This window comes from Lacinutrix sp. C3R15, assembly GCF_018860825.1.
In the GTDB taxonomy this organism is placed as follows: Bacteria; Bacteroidota; Bacteroidia; order Flavobacteriales; family Flavobacteriaceae; genus Oceanihabitans.
Window position 1 is genome coordinate 68,559 of record NZ_JAHKPZ010000004.1, and the last position, 14,437, is coordinate 82,995.

The following is a 14,437-nucleotide window of genomic DNA, read 5'->3' on the forward strand; positions in this document are numbered from 1 at the left end:
ACAAAAGACATGTTTAAACAATTTATAAAAAGACCCGTTCTGGCTATAGTCATTTCGGTAATAATCTTATTTATAGGTGGACTTGCTATCAAGCAACTACCTATATCACAGTTTCCACAAATAGCACCTACAACGGTAAATATCTTTATAGCGTATCCAGGATCCAGCTCAGAGGTATTAGTTAACTCTACTTTAATTCCGTTAGAAACAGCCATAAATGGTGTACAAGATATGCGTTACATTGCATCTGATGCTACAAGTGCTGGAGAGGCAACCGTTCGTGTAATTTTTGAACCAGGTACAGACCCAAATGAAGCAGTAGTAAGGGTAAAAACTCGTGTAGACCAAGTAATGCCGCTTTTACCCGAACTGGTACAACGTGAAGGGGTTATTATTACTCCTGTACAACCTAGTATGTTAATGTACGTGAACCTTTCTAGTACAGATAAAAACAATGACGAAAAGTTTTTATACAACTATGCTTACACTAAAATTATTCCTGAAATTCAACGTATAAAAGGAATAGCAAGTGCAAAAATTTTAGGAAGCCGAAAATATGCTATGCGTGTTTGGTTAAAACCAGATCGTATGCGAGCATATAATATTTCTGCAGAAGAAGTTTTAGAAGCCATGGAAGAGCAAAGTATTTTAGCTAGACCAGGACGTTTAGGTAGAAGTTCTGGTATGACTTCACAAGCTTTAGAGTATGTATTAACCTATGAAAATAGGTATAACGAACCTGAGCAATACGAAGAAATTATTATTCGCGCCAATAGCGAAGGAGAAATTATTCAATTAAAAGATATTGCAGATGTAAAACTGGGTAGTGAATTTTTTGATATCTACTCTAATTTAGACGGAAAACCTTCTGCTTCCATTGTATTAAAACAAACCTTTGGTAGTAATGGTAGTGATGTTATAGACGCTGTAAAAGAAAAATTAGCAGAGTTAAAAGTAGAACTTCCACCAGATGTAGATTTTCAAATTAGTTATGACGTTTCTAACTTTTTAGATGCATCTATAGAACAGGTTTTACATACTCTTAGAGATGCCTTTATCTTAGTAGCTATTGTAGTATTTCTATTTTTAGGAGATTGGCGTTCTACCTTAATCCCAATTATTGCAGTACCTGTATCTTTAATCGGAGCCTTTTTTATCATGCAATTGTTTGGCTTGTCTATAAACTTAATCACCTTATTTGCATTAGTACTTGCCATTGGTATTGTTGTAGATAACGCCATTGTAGTTGTAGAAGCTGTGCATGTTAAAATGGAAGAAGAACACCTCTCACCTTACAAAGCATCTTATGAAGTTTTAGGTGAAATTGGAGGAGCCATTATAGCTATTACTTTAGTTATGGTATCGGTATTTATTCCTATTTCATTTATGTCTGGTCCTGTTGGTGTATTCTATCGCCAATTTTCTATCACTATGGCTGGTTCTATTGTTATTTCAGCAATTGTTGCATTAACACTAACTCCTGTCTTATGTGCTATGCTGCTTAAAAATAACCACGGAAAAACTAAAAAATCGCCAATAGACAAGTTTATTAATTGGTTTAATAATGGTTTTGAAAAACTCACCGGAAAATATGTGAAAATCCTTAACAAAATTGTAGCAAGACGCATTATTACCTTTGGTATATTAATAGCTTTTTGTGTTGGTATTTTTGTAACTAATAAGGTGCTTCCTGCTGGATTTATTCCTAATGAAGATCAAGGAATGATTTATGCCATAATTCAAACTCCTCCAGGAGCAACCTTAGAGCGTACTAATGAAGTTGCTAAAAAACTTCAAAAAATTTGTGAAGAAACAGAAGGTGTTGAATCGGTTTCTTCTTTAGCAGGTTATGAGATAATGACAGAAGGTAGAGGATCTAATGCTGGTACCTGTTTAATTAACCTTAAACCTTGGTCTGAACGTCACCACTCTGTACATGAAATCATGGAAGAGCTGGAAGAAGAAACCAGAGATTTAGGTGCAGTTATTGAGTATTTTGAACCACCTGCTGTTCCAGGTTTTGGGTCTTCTGGTGGATTTGCAATGCGTTTATTAGATAAAACCAACTCTACAGATTATCATCATTTTGAAGAGATTAATAATAATTTTATAGAAGCTTTATCTAAACGTAAAGAGCTTACAGGAATTTTTACATTCTTCTCAGCAAATTATCCGCAATATCAATTAAAAATAAACAACAAAATTGCCATGCAAAAAGGAGTTTCTATTAGCAAAGCAATGGAAAACCTAAACATTTTAATTGGTAGTACCTATGAACAAGGATTTATTCGTTTTGGTAGATTCTTTAAAGTTTATACACAAGCAGGACCAGAATACAGACGTTTACCATCAGATCTTGAAAAACTTTTTGTTAAAAACGAAGAAGGGGAAATGGTACCATATTCTGCTTTTATGACTATTGATAAAAAGTTAGGTCCTAATGAAATTACAAGATATAACCTTTATAATTCTGCTTCTATTAGAGGTTTACCTGCTGCAGGATATACTAGTGGTGACGCTATAAAAGCAATAAAAGAAGTTGCCGCAGAACAACTACCAAGAGGGTATGATATTGCTTGGGAAGGATTATCTTATGATGAAGCCAGTAGAGGTAATGAATCTGCTTACATTTTTATAATAGTACTTGTGTTTGTTTATTTTGTTTTAGCTGCGCAATACGAAAGTTTCTTATTGCCATTTGCAGTAATACTTTCATTACCTGTTGGTGTTTTTGGCTCCTTCCTATTATTAAAATCTATGGGATTAGCTAATGATGTGTATGCACAAATTGGTGTTATCATGCTGGTTGGTCTGCTTGGTAAAAATGCCGTGTTAATTGTAGAGTTTGCCGTACAAAAACAACGTGAAGGCGCAACAATACTTCAAGCAGCTATTGAAGGTTCTAAAGCTAGATTTAGACCTATTTTAATGACATCGTTTGCCTTTATTGCAGGATTAATTCCATTAATTGTAGCTTCAGGAGCTGGTGCCATTGCTAATAGAACCATTGGTAGCTCAGCATTAGGAGGTATGTTAATTGGTACTCTTGGTGGTGTATTAATTATTCCTGGTTTATACTACATTTTTGCTAAAATGGCAGAAGGTAAAAGCCTGATTAAAGACGAGTCTAACGAACCTTTATCTGAAGAAATGATAAGAAACAGTGAAAACGCTGGCAATCAAACCAAGGAAAACACAAAACAGATTAGCAAACTTAAAAGTATACTTAAAAAACTAAGTAAAAAAAAGAACAATGAATAATATAAAAACACATAGCAAGTTTAATAAACTATTTATTGTAGGTCTACTTGCGTTAATATCCTTGTATTCTTGTGTGCCAATCAAACAAATTAGAGAAGCAGACAAAACAGTACCTGAACAATATTTAAGTGATGCAAAAGACACTACAAATACAGCAAATATTAAATGGAAAGACTTTTTTTCTGATCCTAATTTAGTAGACTTAATAGATACTGCTTTAGCTAATAATCAAGAGCTTAATATGATGCTACAGCAAGTAGATATGGCTAAAAATGAAATAAAAGCTAAAAAAGGAGAATACCTACCATTTGTAGCTGCTTACGCTGGAGCCGAAGTAGAAAAAGTTGGAGAATATACCAGAAATGGTGCTGTAGAAAAGCACTTAGATGTTCGTGAAGGCGAAGAATTTCCAGAGCCATTAACTAACTTTTCATTAGGCTTAACTGCTTCTTGGGAACTTGATGTATGGAAAAAACTTAGAAACGGTAAAAAAGCTGCTGTTTTAGAATATTTAGCCTCTATTGAAGGAAAGAATTTTATGATAACGCAATTGGTTTCAGAAATAGCAAGTTCGTATTATGAACTTATGGCTTTAGACAACCAATTAGCTATTATAGAACAAAATCTAGAGATTCAACAAAATGCGCTAAAAATGGTAAAACTGCAAAAAGAAGCAGCAAGAGCCACACAATTAGCAGTAAGCCGTTTTGATGCAGAGGTATTTAAAAACCAAAGTAATAAATATCAAATCCAGCAAAAAATAGTAGAAACAGAAAATTTAATAAATTTTCTAGTTGGTAGATATCCTCAAAAGATAACCAGAAGTTCTACTAATTTTATAGAAAAACCTATTGATGCTATGCATGTAGGAGTTCCTTCTCAACTTCTGGCTAATCGTCCAGATATTAAAAAAGCAGAACTTGAATTATCTGCAGCAAAGCTTAATGTAAGTATTGCTAAAGCCAATTTTTATCCTTCTATTGGTGTACAAGCTGGTGTTGGTTTTGAAGCCTTTAAACCTAAGTTTTTAACTAGCACTCCAGAATCTTTAGCCTATTCTTTAGTTGGAGATATGGTAGCTCCTTTAATTAATAGAAATGCTATAAAAGCAGAATATAAAACTGCAAACAACAAACAATTGCAGACTATTTTTGAATATGAAAAAACCATATTAAATGCTTATATAGAAGTAGAAAACCAACTATCTAACGTAAAAAACTTAAATACAAGTTATCTACTTAAAGAAAAACAAGTACAAGCACTTACGGAGTCTATAGCGCTTTCATTAAAACTTTTTAAATCTGCTAGAGCAGAATATACCGAAGTTTTATTAACACAAAGAGAAGCATTAGACGCTAAAATTGAAATTGTGGAAACCAAAAGAGATCAATTATTAGCTAATGTAAAACTGTACCAAGCATTAGGTGGTGGTTGGAATTAATAATGTCTTCCATTAAATTTAAAAACCGTTCTTCTTAAAAGTTGAGCGGTTTTTTTATGTTATTTTTGTAGCATGCTTCAAGTAAAAAAACTTACATTTTCTTATAATGATACGCCTGTTTTAAAAGACCTTTCTTTTCAGGTAAAACCAGGAGAACACCTTTCTATTATTGGCGAAAGTGGCTCTGGAAAAAGCACCTTATTAAAGGTTTTATATGGTGAATATGATTCCCTTAAAGGAACAATTTTCTGGAAAGAAGAAGAAATTTTAGGTCCCAAACACAACTTAGTTATTGGGTATAGCTTCATGAAATACGTAGCCCAAGAATTCGATTTGATGCCATTTATTTCTGTAGAAGAAAATATAGGTAAATTCCTTTCTAATTTTTATCCCGAAGAAAAACAAAAACGCATAGCCGAATTAATAAAAGTAGTAGAGTTAGAAAACGTTGCAAAAACAAAAGTGAAATTGCTAAGTGGCGGACAAAAGCAACGCGTTGCACTAGCTAGAGCCTTAGCAAAACAACCAGAAATTATACTACTAGATGAGCCTTTTAGTCATATTGATAATTTTAAAAAGCAATCGCTTCGCAGAAGTGTTTTTAAATATTTAAAAGAAAAAAACATTGCTTGCATTGTTGCAACGCATGACAAAGAAGATGTTTTAGGTTATGCAGATAAAATGATCGTTTTAAACAACCATGAAATAGCAGTTAACAATACTCCTGAAAATTTATATAAAAGCCCAAAAACACCTTTAATTGCTTCGTTTTTTGGTGAATTTAATGTTATAAATAATGAAATTATTTATGCGCATCAATTACAAATAGTTGAGAGGTCTGATTTAAAAGTAATCGTAAAAAAATGTTACTTTAAAGGAAGCTATTATCTAATTGAAGCTATTTTAAATGAAAAAACTCTTTTATTTGAATCTAAAAATTTACTTTCTATTGGCGCAGAAATGTATCTAGAAATTTCAGAATAACAGCTGTATTTATCGAACTAGTTGTAAAAGGTTACAAAAAACATTTGTTGTTCTTGGTTTTTACCCTTCTAAAAAATACCCTCTTTAAAAAAAGATTTGTAGAAGTACAATTGAAGGTTAATAATGGAACTGCTAGGATATAAAGCTAACAATAAATCACACAACTTCTTCAATCAAAACCTCAATATCTCGAAACAAAAACGTTTCTTTAATCGTTTTGCCAACCAACAATTTACCAATTGGTGTATTTGGTGAAATTGCATAAAATATATCTTTGTCAATAGCTAACTGTCCTGCACTTATAGCAATAAAATAATTGTTTTGTGAAGTATACACAACACTACCTAAACCTACTGTTTTATTGGTTTTTGAAATATCTATTTTAGAAAAAGCTTCTTTTACTTTCATAATTTCAGCCAATTGGTTTCCTGCCTTTTCACGTTCTAACTGCAACATGGCACGACCTGTTTCATGCTTATCTCCTGCACTACTTTTGGTTTCGCTAGTTAAAGATTCTTGAATTTCGTTTATGGTTTTTTGAACCGTTATCAACCTGTTTTCTATAAACTGAAAACAAGCATCATATAGCTTTTGCTTAATTTTTAAAATACTACTCATTCTTTTTAAAATCTAAGGTTCCAAAATAAACCATTTGTTTTACAATCCAGTTTTTTCTTGAACTTATATACTTGGTCGCAGGATTGGCTTTATATTTTCTTGGGTTTGGCAAAATAGCAGCAATGGCAGCTGCTTCTTGTTGTGATAATCTGGAAGCCGATTTATTAAACCAATATTGTGATGCAGCTTCGGCACCATAAATACCATTTCCCATTTCAATGCTATTTAAATACACTTCTAGTATGCGCTCTTTGGTCCAAATTTTTTCTATTAAAAACGTAAAATAAGTTTCTAAGCCTTTACGCAACCAACTACGATTAGGCCATAAAAAAACATTTTTTGCTGTCTGTTGGCTAATAGTACTTCCTCCTTTTATACGTTTTCCTTTTTTATTGTTTTCATAAGCTTTTTCAATGGCTTTAAAATCAAAGCCTGTATGGTTTAAAAAGTTTTGATCTTCACTACAAAGTACTGCTACCTGTAGATTTTTAGAAATTTTATCTATGGCAACCCAGTCGTGTTGCCAAGACATATTCTTTCCTTCTTGATATTGCGCTACACCACGAATAACCATTAGTGGTGTAACTGGAACAGAAACTTTTTTGTACAAAAAAACCAAGGCTACAGAAAGTACCACTAACCAAAAAATGGTTTTTAAAAGAAACCTAAAAAAGCGTTTTAACATGTTTAAAATTTGTCTATTGATGTTAGATTTCTGTCTGTACAGGAATTAAGTTTGCTAATTCTTTACCTACTAGACTACCAATAGCAACTCCCATTCCGCCAAGACGTACACCACAAAACACATTATTACTTAATGGTTTTACAATGGCTTTTTTTTGGGAACCAACTCCCATAATACCACTCCATCTATGCTCGATTTCAAAGCTTGTATTTGGCAAAATAGTAGTTTTTAAAAGCGTTTCTAGTTGGTTTTGAATTATAGCAGTTTGTGCTAACACTGTAGTTTCTTCGGTTTTAAAATCGAGATTACGTCCTCCTCCAAATAAAATACGATCATCAATATTACGAAAATAATAATAGCCTTTATCTAGATGAAAAGTACCTTTTATGTGTAAATTTTTTATTGGTTTTGTAATTAACACTTGTGCTCGTGCTGGTTTTACTTCTGCAATATGTAACTGTGAGGCAAAGCCATTAGTAGCTATTAGTAATTTTGAAGTGGTAAAATCAAATAGGTTGGTTTCTATTTTTACAGAATTATTTGCTTCTGAAAACGTATTTACCGAAACATTATTTAAAATTTTCACTCCTTTAGAAAGTACTTTTTGAAGCAAGGCATCCATCATTTTTCCCGTATCTATTTGTCCTTCATACTGGTTAAAAATATATTGTTCTTGTATGTTATTAAAGCGGAAACTATTGTCTTTTAAGCTAAAAACAGCTTCACCAAAAATGGGCTTTAGCAGCTTGTTTATCGTTTCTTTTTTGGCAAGACATTCTTGAAACAAACTAGAGTCTTTTTTTGTAAACAACTCATAACCTCCTAGCTGTTGGTAGTTGATGGTTTTGTCTCCTAAGGTGTTTCTTAATAGTTGTAAGCCCTCTACTCTTTTTTTAATGAGACTTATAACTTCTTGTTGGGTATGTGTGTTTAAATCGTCTAGAATTTCGCTTAAACTACCAAAACATGCAAATCCTGCGTTTTTGGTACTTGCTCCTTGTGGTAAGGTTCCTTTTTCAAGGATTAGAATCTTAGCTTTAGGAAATTTTTCTTTTAGTTGTAATGCACAATTAAGACCTACAATACCACTACCAACTACTGTAAAGTCTACGTTGGTAAGCCATGTTTTTATTTCCCAATAACTTAAATTCATAGCATAAAGTTAGGGTTTTATTTTGAGGTTTTAAGGGTTTGTTGCGAGTAGTGAATTGCTTTTTTGGTAGGAATAAAATTAAGGAATGCGTTTTGGGTTTGGTAGTTGGTTTGTGGATTTCTGCTTTTGCAGGAATGACAAGAGGCTATACCATTCTAGCAAGACAAAATTTAAGAAAACACTGACAGTTATTAAAGTAGTCTGGCCTTTGTGTTAAGGATAGAGCAATTGTTGGAGCTCATCTATGATAGCGACTTGCGATAGCCTGACTTTTGCTTTACTAAAAAAAGCAAAAGTAACACCCAAAAAAAAACTCCGAAATTGCTTTCGGAGTAATATGTTTCCCATTTTCATGGGAATGAAATATTTATTTGAAACTTCTAGCCTTATTGTCTAGAAGCGTGTTTTTTCAATTTAATCTTCTGTTACTTCTTTCATTTCAAAATCTTCCATGAATTTAGTGGTATAATTTCCTGCTAAATAGTCTGGATGATCCATTAATTGTCTATGAAAAGGAATGGTTGTTTTTATTCCTTCAATAACGAACTCGTCTAAAGCGCGTTTCATTTTGTTAATGGCTTCTTCTCTGGTTTGCGCTGTTGTAATTAACTTAGCAATCATAGAGTCATAGTTTGGTGGAATGCTATAACCTGCATACACGTGTGTATCTAAACGTACTCCATGTCCTCCTGGAGCGTGTAAGGTTGTTATTTTTCCTGGTGAAGGTCTGAAGTTGTTAAACGGATCTTCTGCATTAATACGACATTCTATAGAGTGTAAGTTTGGCGTATAGTTTTTACCAGAAATTGGCACTCCTGCTGCTACAAGTATTTGCTCACGAATAAGATCGAAATCGATTACTTGTTCTGTGATTGGGTGTTCTACTTGTATACGCGTATTCATTTCCATGAAGTAGAAGTTTCTGTGTTTATCTACTAGAAATTCTATAGTTCCTGCTCCTTCGTATTTAATGTATTCTGCTGCTTTTACAGCTGCTTCACCCATTTTTTTACGTAAAGCTGTGGTCATAAACGGAGAAGGTACTTCTTCTGTTAATTTTTGGTGACGACGTTGTATAGAGCAATCTCTTTCGGATAAGTGACATGCTTTTCCTGTAGAGTCTCCTACAATTTGAATTTCGATATGGCGTGGCTCTTCAATAAGCTTTTCCATATACATATCATCATTACCAAATGCGGCTTTAGATTCTTGTCTTGCAGAATCCCAAGCTTCTTTAAGGTCTTCTTCTTTCCAGACTGCACGCATACCTTTACCACCACCTCCAGCAGATGCTTTAAGCATAACTGGATAACCGGTTTCTTTGGCTACTTTTTGGCAATCTTCAAAGTTTTCTATAACGCCTTCGCTTCCTGGTACACATGGTACACCAGCTTCTATCATGGTTGCTTTGGCGTTAGCCTTGTCTCCCATTCTATCAATCATTTCTTCAGATGCACCAATAAATTTTATTTGGTGTTCTTCGCAAATTTTAGAAAACTTAGCGTTTTCTGATAAGAATCCATATCCTGGATGTATGGCATCTGCATTAGTAATTTCTGCTGCAGCAATTACGCTAGACATCTTTAAATAAGATTCACTACTTGCAGCTGGACCGATACATACGGCTTCATCTGCAAATTTTACGTGAAGGCTTTCTGCGTCTGCGGTAGAGTATACTGCTACAGTTTTAATGCCCATTTCTTTACAGGTTCTAATTACACGAAGTGCAATTTCCCCTCTATTGGCTATTAATATTTTTTTGAACATAATTCTTTAGAGTTTATAAGTTTATGGGTTTATACGTTTATTGTTCTAGTTAAAAAACCAGGAACTTTAAATTGTAAACTTTAAACTTCAGATTATGATGGATCAACTAAAAATAATGGTTGATCAAATTCTACTGGAGAAGCATCATCTACTAAAACTTTTACAATTTTACCAGAAACTTCTGATTCAATTTCATTAAAAAGTTTCATCGCTTCAATGATACATAACACATCTCCTTCTTTAATAGTTTGTCCTACTTCAACAAAAACAGGTTTGTCTGGAGAAGGTTTTCTATATAAGGTACCAATTATTGGAGATTTAATAGTGATATATTTTGAGTTATCTTCTTCTGCTACTGGTTGTGCAGGAACTGCAGCAGCAACAGGTTGAGGAGCAGCAGCAACTGGTGCTGGTGCCATAGCACCCATTGGTATTTGTTGCACTATGGTTTGAGTTTCTTTGTCATCGCCACCAGTTTTTATGGTGATCTTAACATCATCGGTTTCTAATTTTACTTCACTTGCGCCAGATTTAGCTACAAATTTAATTAGGTTTTGAATGTCTTTTAAATCCATAATATTCAGATTTTAATTATGATTGTTAGTTAGTTTAAGAATTATAAGCCCATTTTAAATAAATGGAGCCCCAAGTAAATCCACCTCCAAAAGCAGCAAGTATTACTTTGTCTCCTTTTTTTAGTTTAGATTCATAATCGTTTAATAGTAAAGGTATAGTTGCAGAAGTAGTGTTTCCATATTTTTCAATATTCATCATTACTTTATCTGCGTTTAAGTTCATTCTGTTAGCAGTAGCATCAATAATTCTTTTATTTGCTTGGTGTGCTGCTAACCAGTTAACGTCATCATTAGTAAGATTGTTTCTTTCTAAAATTTTCACACATGCATCTGCCATGTTTGAAACAGCCCATTTAAATACTGTTTTACCGTCTTGAAATACAAAGTGCTTATTGGCTTTTACCGTTTCTAGAGTGGCTGGCTCAATAGAACCACCAGCTGGTACTTGAAGAAATTCTCTTCCTGTACCATCACTTCTTAAATATTCGTCTTGTACCCCTAAGCCTTCTGTATTAGGTTCAAAAAGTACAGCTCCTGCTCCATCACCAAAAATAATACAGGTTGCTCTGTCTTTATAATTAATCATAGAAGAGTTCATGTCTGCTCCTATTACTAATACTTTTTTGTATCTACCAGACTCAATAAAGCTAGAAGCGGTTGAAACACCATACAAGAAACTAGAACACGCGGCATCTAGATCATATGCAAAAGCATTAGTTGCTCCTATTTGAGAAGCTACAAATACAGCTGTTGCAGATGCTTGCATATCTCTTGTTGCAGTTGCAACAATTACTAGTTCTATTTTTTTGGGATCGAGATTTGATTTTTTAATCAAATCTTTTGCTGCTTCTGCTGCAAGAAAAGAAGTTCCTTTTCCTTTTTCTTTTAATATTCTACGTTCCTTTATTCCTGTTCTAGAAGTTATCCATTCGTCATTAGTATCAACTAAAGTTTCCAATATTTGGTTAGTTAATACATACTCAGGAACATATTTACCTACAGCTGTTATTGCTGCTGAGATTTTGCTCATAATTTAGATGTTAATTTGACCTAAAATCGTTAAAAAATTGCATAAACGAACTCAAGTTTTAAAAACTTGAGGTGTTTTGCCTAATTTTGATGCAAATTAAGTTGTTTTTAACGTAAAGAAAAATTTATAACAAAAAAAACGCTCACATAGGAGCGTTTTATTGTATGCGCGCATAATAACTATGCTACGTTTTCTTCCACTGAGTTATCAATTAATACTTGACCTCTGTAGTATAATTTTCCTTCATGCCAATGTGCTCTGTGGTAAAGGTGAGCTTCACCTGTTGTAGGGCAAGTAGCAATTTGTGGCGCAGTTGCTTTGTAATGAGTTCTTCTTTTATCTCTTCTTGTTTTTGAGATTTTTCTTTTAGGATGTGCCATTTTTTATGTTATTTATCCGTTAATAGTTTCTTTAATGTATTCCAACGAGGATCAATTTCCTCTTGGTTTTCTTTATATTCTGCCGTTTTAGGGCTTAATTCTTCTAGTTTTTTTAGTATTTCAGAATCTAACGTACCATCTTCAACTCCTGGATGGATTAATTTATTAGGAACAGCTAAAACAATAAGTTCATAAATATACTGTTGTATATTTATTTCATATTCACCATGCGGAATGATTAATATGTCAATGTTTTCATCATTGTACTCTTCACCAAACTTAACAACCAGATCAAAATTATTTTCAATTTCTTGATTGTAAGGCTCATTGGTTAAGTCACAATTTACATTTATAGTTCCTGAGATTTTAAAATTTAATTCTAATAAAGTGGACTTTTTATTTAAAATAAGATCTACTTTAAGGTTTGAATCATTAAATTCTTCATACTCAAAATGTTCAAAGAACGATTGTTTAATATCATACTCAAAATGGTGTTCTCCTTCTTTTAAACCTACAAAAGGTATTGTAAATGCTTTTAAAGCCTTCATTTTCACATCTATTTTGAGCCTGCAAATATATAACTTTTTATTTACAAAGCACAGTTATAAACATTTTTTTGTTTATATCTTTTTTTGATTGAATTTTAAAGGGTTTTTACTAATCTCTAAAAACTCTAATCGATTCTTATATATTTCAATAGCTTTAAATACAGCTTCTTTAAAAGAACTGTTGTCTGCTAGGTTTTTTCCTGCAATTTCAAAAGCTGTACCATGATCTGGAGAGGTTCTTATTTTATTTAATCCTGCGGTGTAATTAACGCCTTGCCCAAAAGAAAGTGTTTTAAAAGGAATTAAACCTTGATCGTGATAAGATGCAATTATAGCATCAAAGTTTTGATAATTGTTTGAACCAAAGAAACTATCTGCTGCATAAGGACCATAAACTAATTTACCTGTTTTTTTTATTGCTTCAAGGGTTGGTCTTAAAACTTTATCATCTTCGGTGCCAATTACACCATTATCACCTGTATGCGGATTTATACCTAAAACAGCTATTTTAGGTTTTCTAATTTTAAAGTCTTTTTGAAGCGAATTGTAAATAGTTTCTATTTTTTCTTTAATACGTTGTGGTGTAATATGTTTAGCAATGTCTTTTACAGGTACATGATCTGTTAACAAACCAACGCGTAAAGAATTAGCTACCATTAACATTAAACTGTTACCTTCTAACTCTTGCTCTAAATAATCTGTGTGACCAGGAAATTTAAAAGTTTCTGATTGAATGTTGTGTTTATTTATTGGCGCAGTTACCAACACATTAACATTTCCGTTTTTTAACGCATTAGTAGCAGCTTCTAAAGATTTTATAGCATACTCGCCTATTTTAAAGTCTTCTTTACCAAATTCTATTTTAACATGTTCGTTCCAAACATTAAAAACATTAATTTTTTTAGGAAGTATTTGATTTACATTATTTATTCCGTTTAAATTAACATCTATTTTAAAATGATTTTTTATAAAGTTGATTGTTTTTACAGATGCAAATATCACTGGAGTACAAAACTCTAATACTCTAGGGTCTTCAAAAGTTTTAAGTACTATCTCTGCTCCTATACCATTTAAATCTCCTATAGATATACCTACAATTATATTTTCTTCTTTCTTCATTAATAATGCTAACTTTTGTTTGTAATTTTACTGCTACAAATTTAACTAAATAATCGACAATAATGTTTACTGGAATCATTGAGGAATTAGGAATTGTTAAACAACTAGATCAAGAGCTTGATAATTTGCACCTTACCATAGAAAGTAATTTTACTCAAGAATTACAAATAGATCAAAGCGTAGCGCATAATGGCGTATGTTTAACAGTAGTTGCAATTAACAATAAAGAGTATAAAGTTACAGCTATTAAAGAAACACTAGAAAAGACCAATTTAAAAAAAATTCATGTTGGTGATGTTGTAAATTTAGAAAGAGCAATGCAACTAGGCGAGAGGTTAGATGGTCATATTGTTCAAGGTCATGTAGACCAAACAGCTATTTGTACGCATATTGAAAACACTTCAGGAAGCTGGCTTTTTACTTTTAAATACAATAGCGCTTTAAACAATATAACTATTGAAAAAGGTTCTATAACTATAAATGGTGTAAGTTTAACTGTTGTAAATTCTAAAAAAGATGCTTTTAGTGTAGCAATAATTCCGTTTACTTTTGAGCACACAAACTTTAAACACTTTAAAATTGGAACGGAAGTTAATTTAGAATTTGATGTAATAGGAAAATATGTAGCTAGATTAGTAGACTTAAATAAAATCTAAGCTTTAGTTCTTACTGTTTTTGCAACACCGTAAACTAAACCTATTACTAATAACACATACACTCCTGCATCCACTGGAAGTCCTGGTGGTGGTGGTGGTGCTGGTGGTGGCACCATATCACTTGTTTGGGCTGTACTAACAAAACTTATTAATAAAAATAAGATTGAGGCAATTATTTTTTTGTTTTGTATCATTCTGTTGTAAATGTATAAAAAAAAGG

14 protein-coding genes are annotated in these 14,437 nt (G+C 32.6%); 4 read left to right on the forward strand and 10 right to left on the reverse strand.

Going from position 1 to position 14,437, the window contains the following annotated elements; translation table 11 throughout:
• The first annotated feature begins 9 nt into the window (after nt 1-9).
• The 3 genes from KO494_RS00330 (at nt 10) to KO494_RS00340 (ending at nt 5,686) form a co-directional block, all read left to right on the forward strand.
• A complete protein-coding gene (locus KO494_RS00330) occupies nt 10-3,261 on the forward strand; it encodes an efflux RND transporter permease subunit (protein WP_215965593.1) in 3,252 nt (1,083 codons plus the stop codon).
• Nucleotides 3,254-4,702, forward strand: coding sequence for a TolC family protein (locus tag KO494_RS00335; RefSeq protein WP_215965594.1), 1,449 nt, complete (start codon nt 3,254-3,256; stop codon nt 4,700-4,702). The genes KO494_RS00330 and KO494_RS00335 overlap by 8 nt, the downstream gene beginning before the upstream one ends.
• A gap of 72 nt (nt 4,703-4,774) precedes the next feature.
• Complete coding sequence (locus KO494_RS00340) at nt 4,775-5,686, forward strand: ABC transporter ATP-binding protein (protein WP_215965595.1); 912 nt, start codon at nt 4,775-4,777, stop codon at nt 5,684-5,686.
• 156 nt (nt 5,687-5,842) lie between these two features.
• Here the strand turns inward: KO494_RS00340 and KO494_RS00345 are convergent, their stop codons facing one another.
• The 9 genes from KO494_RS00345 to pdxA form a co-directional block, all read right to left on the reverse strand.
• Complete coding sequence (locus KO494_RS00345) at nt 5,843-6,304, reverse strand: 3-oxoacyl-ACP synthase (RefSeq protein ID WP_215965596.1); 462 nt, start codon at nt 6,302-6,304, stop codon at nt 5,843-5,845.
• Nucleotides 6,297-6,989, reverse strand: a complete 693-nt coding sequence (gene mtgA / locus KO494_RS00350; RefSeq protein ID WP_215965597.1) for a monofunctional biosynthetic peptidoglycan transglycosylase — start codon at nt 6,987-6,989, stop codon at nt 6,297-6,299. Before mtgA ends, KO494_RS00345 begins: the two co-directional genes overlap by 8 nt.
• Nucleotides 6,990-7,011: 22 nt before the next feature.
• Nucleotides 7,012-8,142 (reverse strand): FAD-binding oxidoreductase, encoded by a 1,131-nt coding sequence (locus KO494_RS00355; protein WP_215965598.1) that lies wholly within the window; start codon nt 8,140-8,142, stop codon nt 7,012-7,014.
• 414 nt (nt 8,143-8,556) lie between these two features.
• Complete coding sequence (gene accC, locus KO494_RS00360) at nt 8,557-9,909, reverse strand: acetyl-CoA carboxylase biotin carboxylase subunit (RefSeq protein WP_215965599.1); 1,353 nt, start codon at nt 9,907-9,909, stop codon at nt 8,557-8,559.
• A 92-nt stretch (nt 9,910-10,001) separates the two neighbouring features.
• Nucleotides 10,002-10,484, reverse strand: coding sequence for an acetyl-CoA carboxylase biotin carboxyl carrier protein (gene accB, locus KO494_RS00365; RefSeq protein WP_215965600.1), 483 nt, complete (start codon nt 10,482-10,484; stop codon nt 10,002-10,004).
• Nucleotides 10,485-10,518: 34 nt separating this feature from the next.
• Nucleotides 10,519-11,514 (reverse strand): beta-ketoacyl-ACP synthase III, encoded by a 996-nt coding sequence (locus KO494_RS00370; RefSeq protein ID WP_215965601.1) that lies wholly within the window; start codon nt 11,512-11,514, stop codon nt 10,519-10,521.
• 179 nt (nt 11,515-11,693) lie between these two features.
• A complete protein-coding gene (gene rpmF, locus KO494_RS00375; protein WP_215965602.1) occupies nt 11,694-11,894 on the reverse strand; it encodes a 50S ribosomal protein L32 in 201 nt (66 codons plus the stop codon).
• Nucleotides 11,895-11,902: 8 nt separating this feature from the next.
• Entirely contained in the window at nt 11,903-12,442 is a 540-nt protein-coding gene (locus tag KO494_RS00380) for a DUF177 domain-containing protein (protein WP_215965603.1), read from the reverse strand.
• 72 nt (nt 12,443-12,514) lie between these two features.
• Nucleotides 12,515-13,561, reverse strand: a complete 1,047-nt coding sequence (pdxA, locus tag KO494_RS00385) for a 4-hydroxythreonine-4-phosphate dehydrogenase PdxA (protein ID WP_215965604.1) — start codon at nt 13,559-13,561, stop codon at nt 12,515-12,517.
• A 62-nt stretch (nt 13,562-13,623) separates the two neighbouring features.
• Here pdxA and KO494_RS00390 point away from each other — a divergent pair, with 62 nt between their 5' ends.
• Complete coding sequence (locus tag KO494_RS00390; protein ID WP_215965605.1) at nt 13,624-14,217, forward strand: riboflavin synthase; 594 nt, start codon at nt 13,624-13,626, stop codon at nt 14,215-14,217.
• Here the strand turns inward: KO494_RS00390 and KO494_RS00395 are convergent.
• A complete protein-coding gene (locus tag KO494_RS00395; protein ID WP_215965606.1) occupies nt 14,214-14,411 on the reverse strand; it encodes a hypothetical protein in 198 nt (65 codons plus the stop codon). The two genes, KO494_RS00390 and KO494_RS00395, sit on opposite strands and share 4 nt — an antisense overlap.
• Nucleotides 14,412-14,437: the final 26 nt, after the last annotated feature.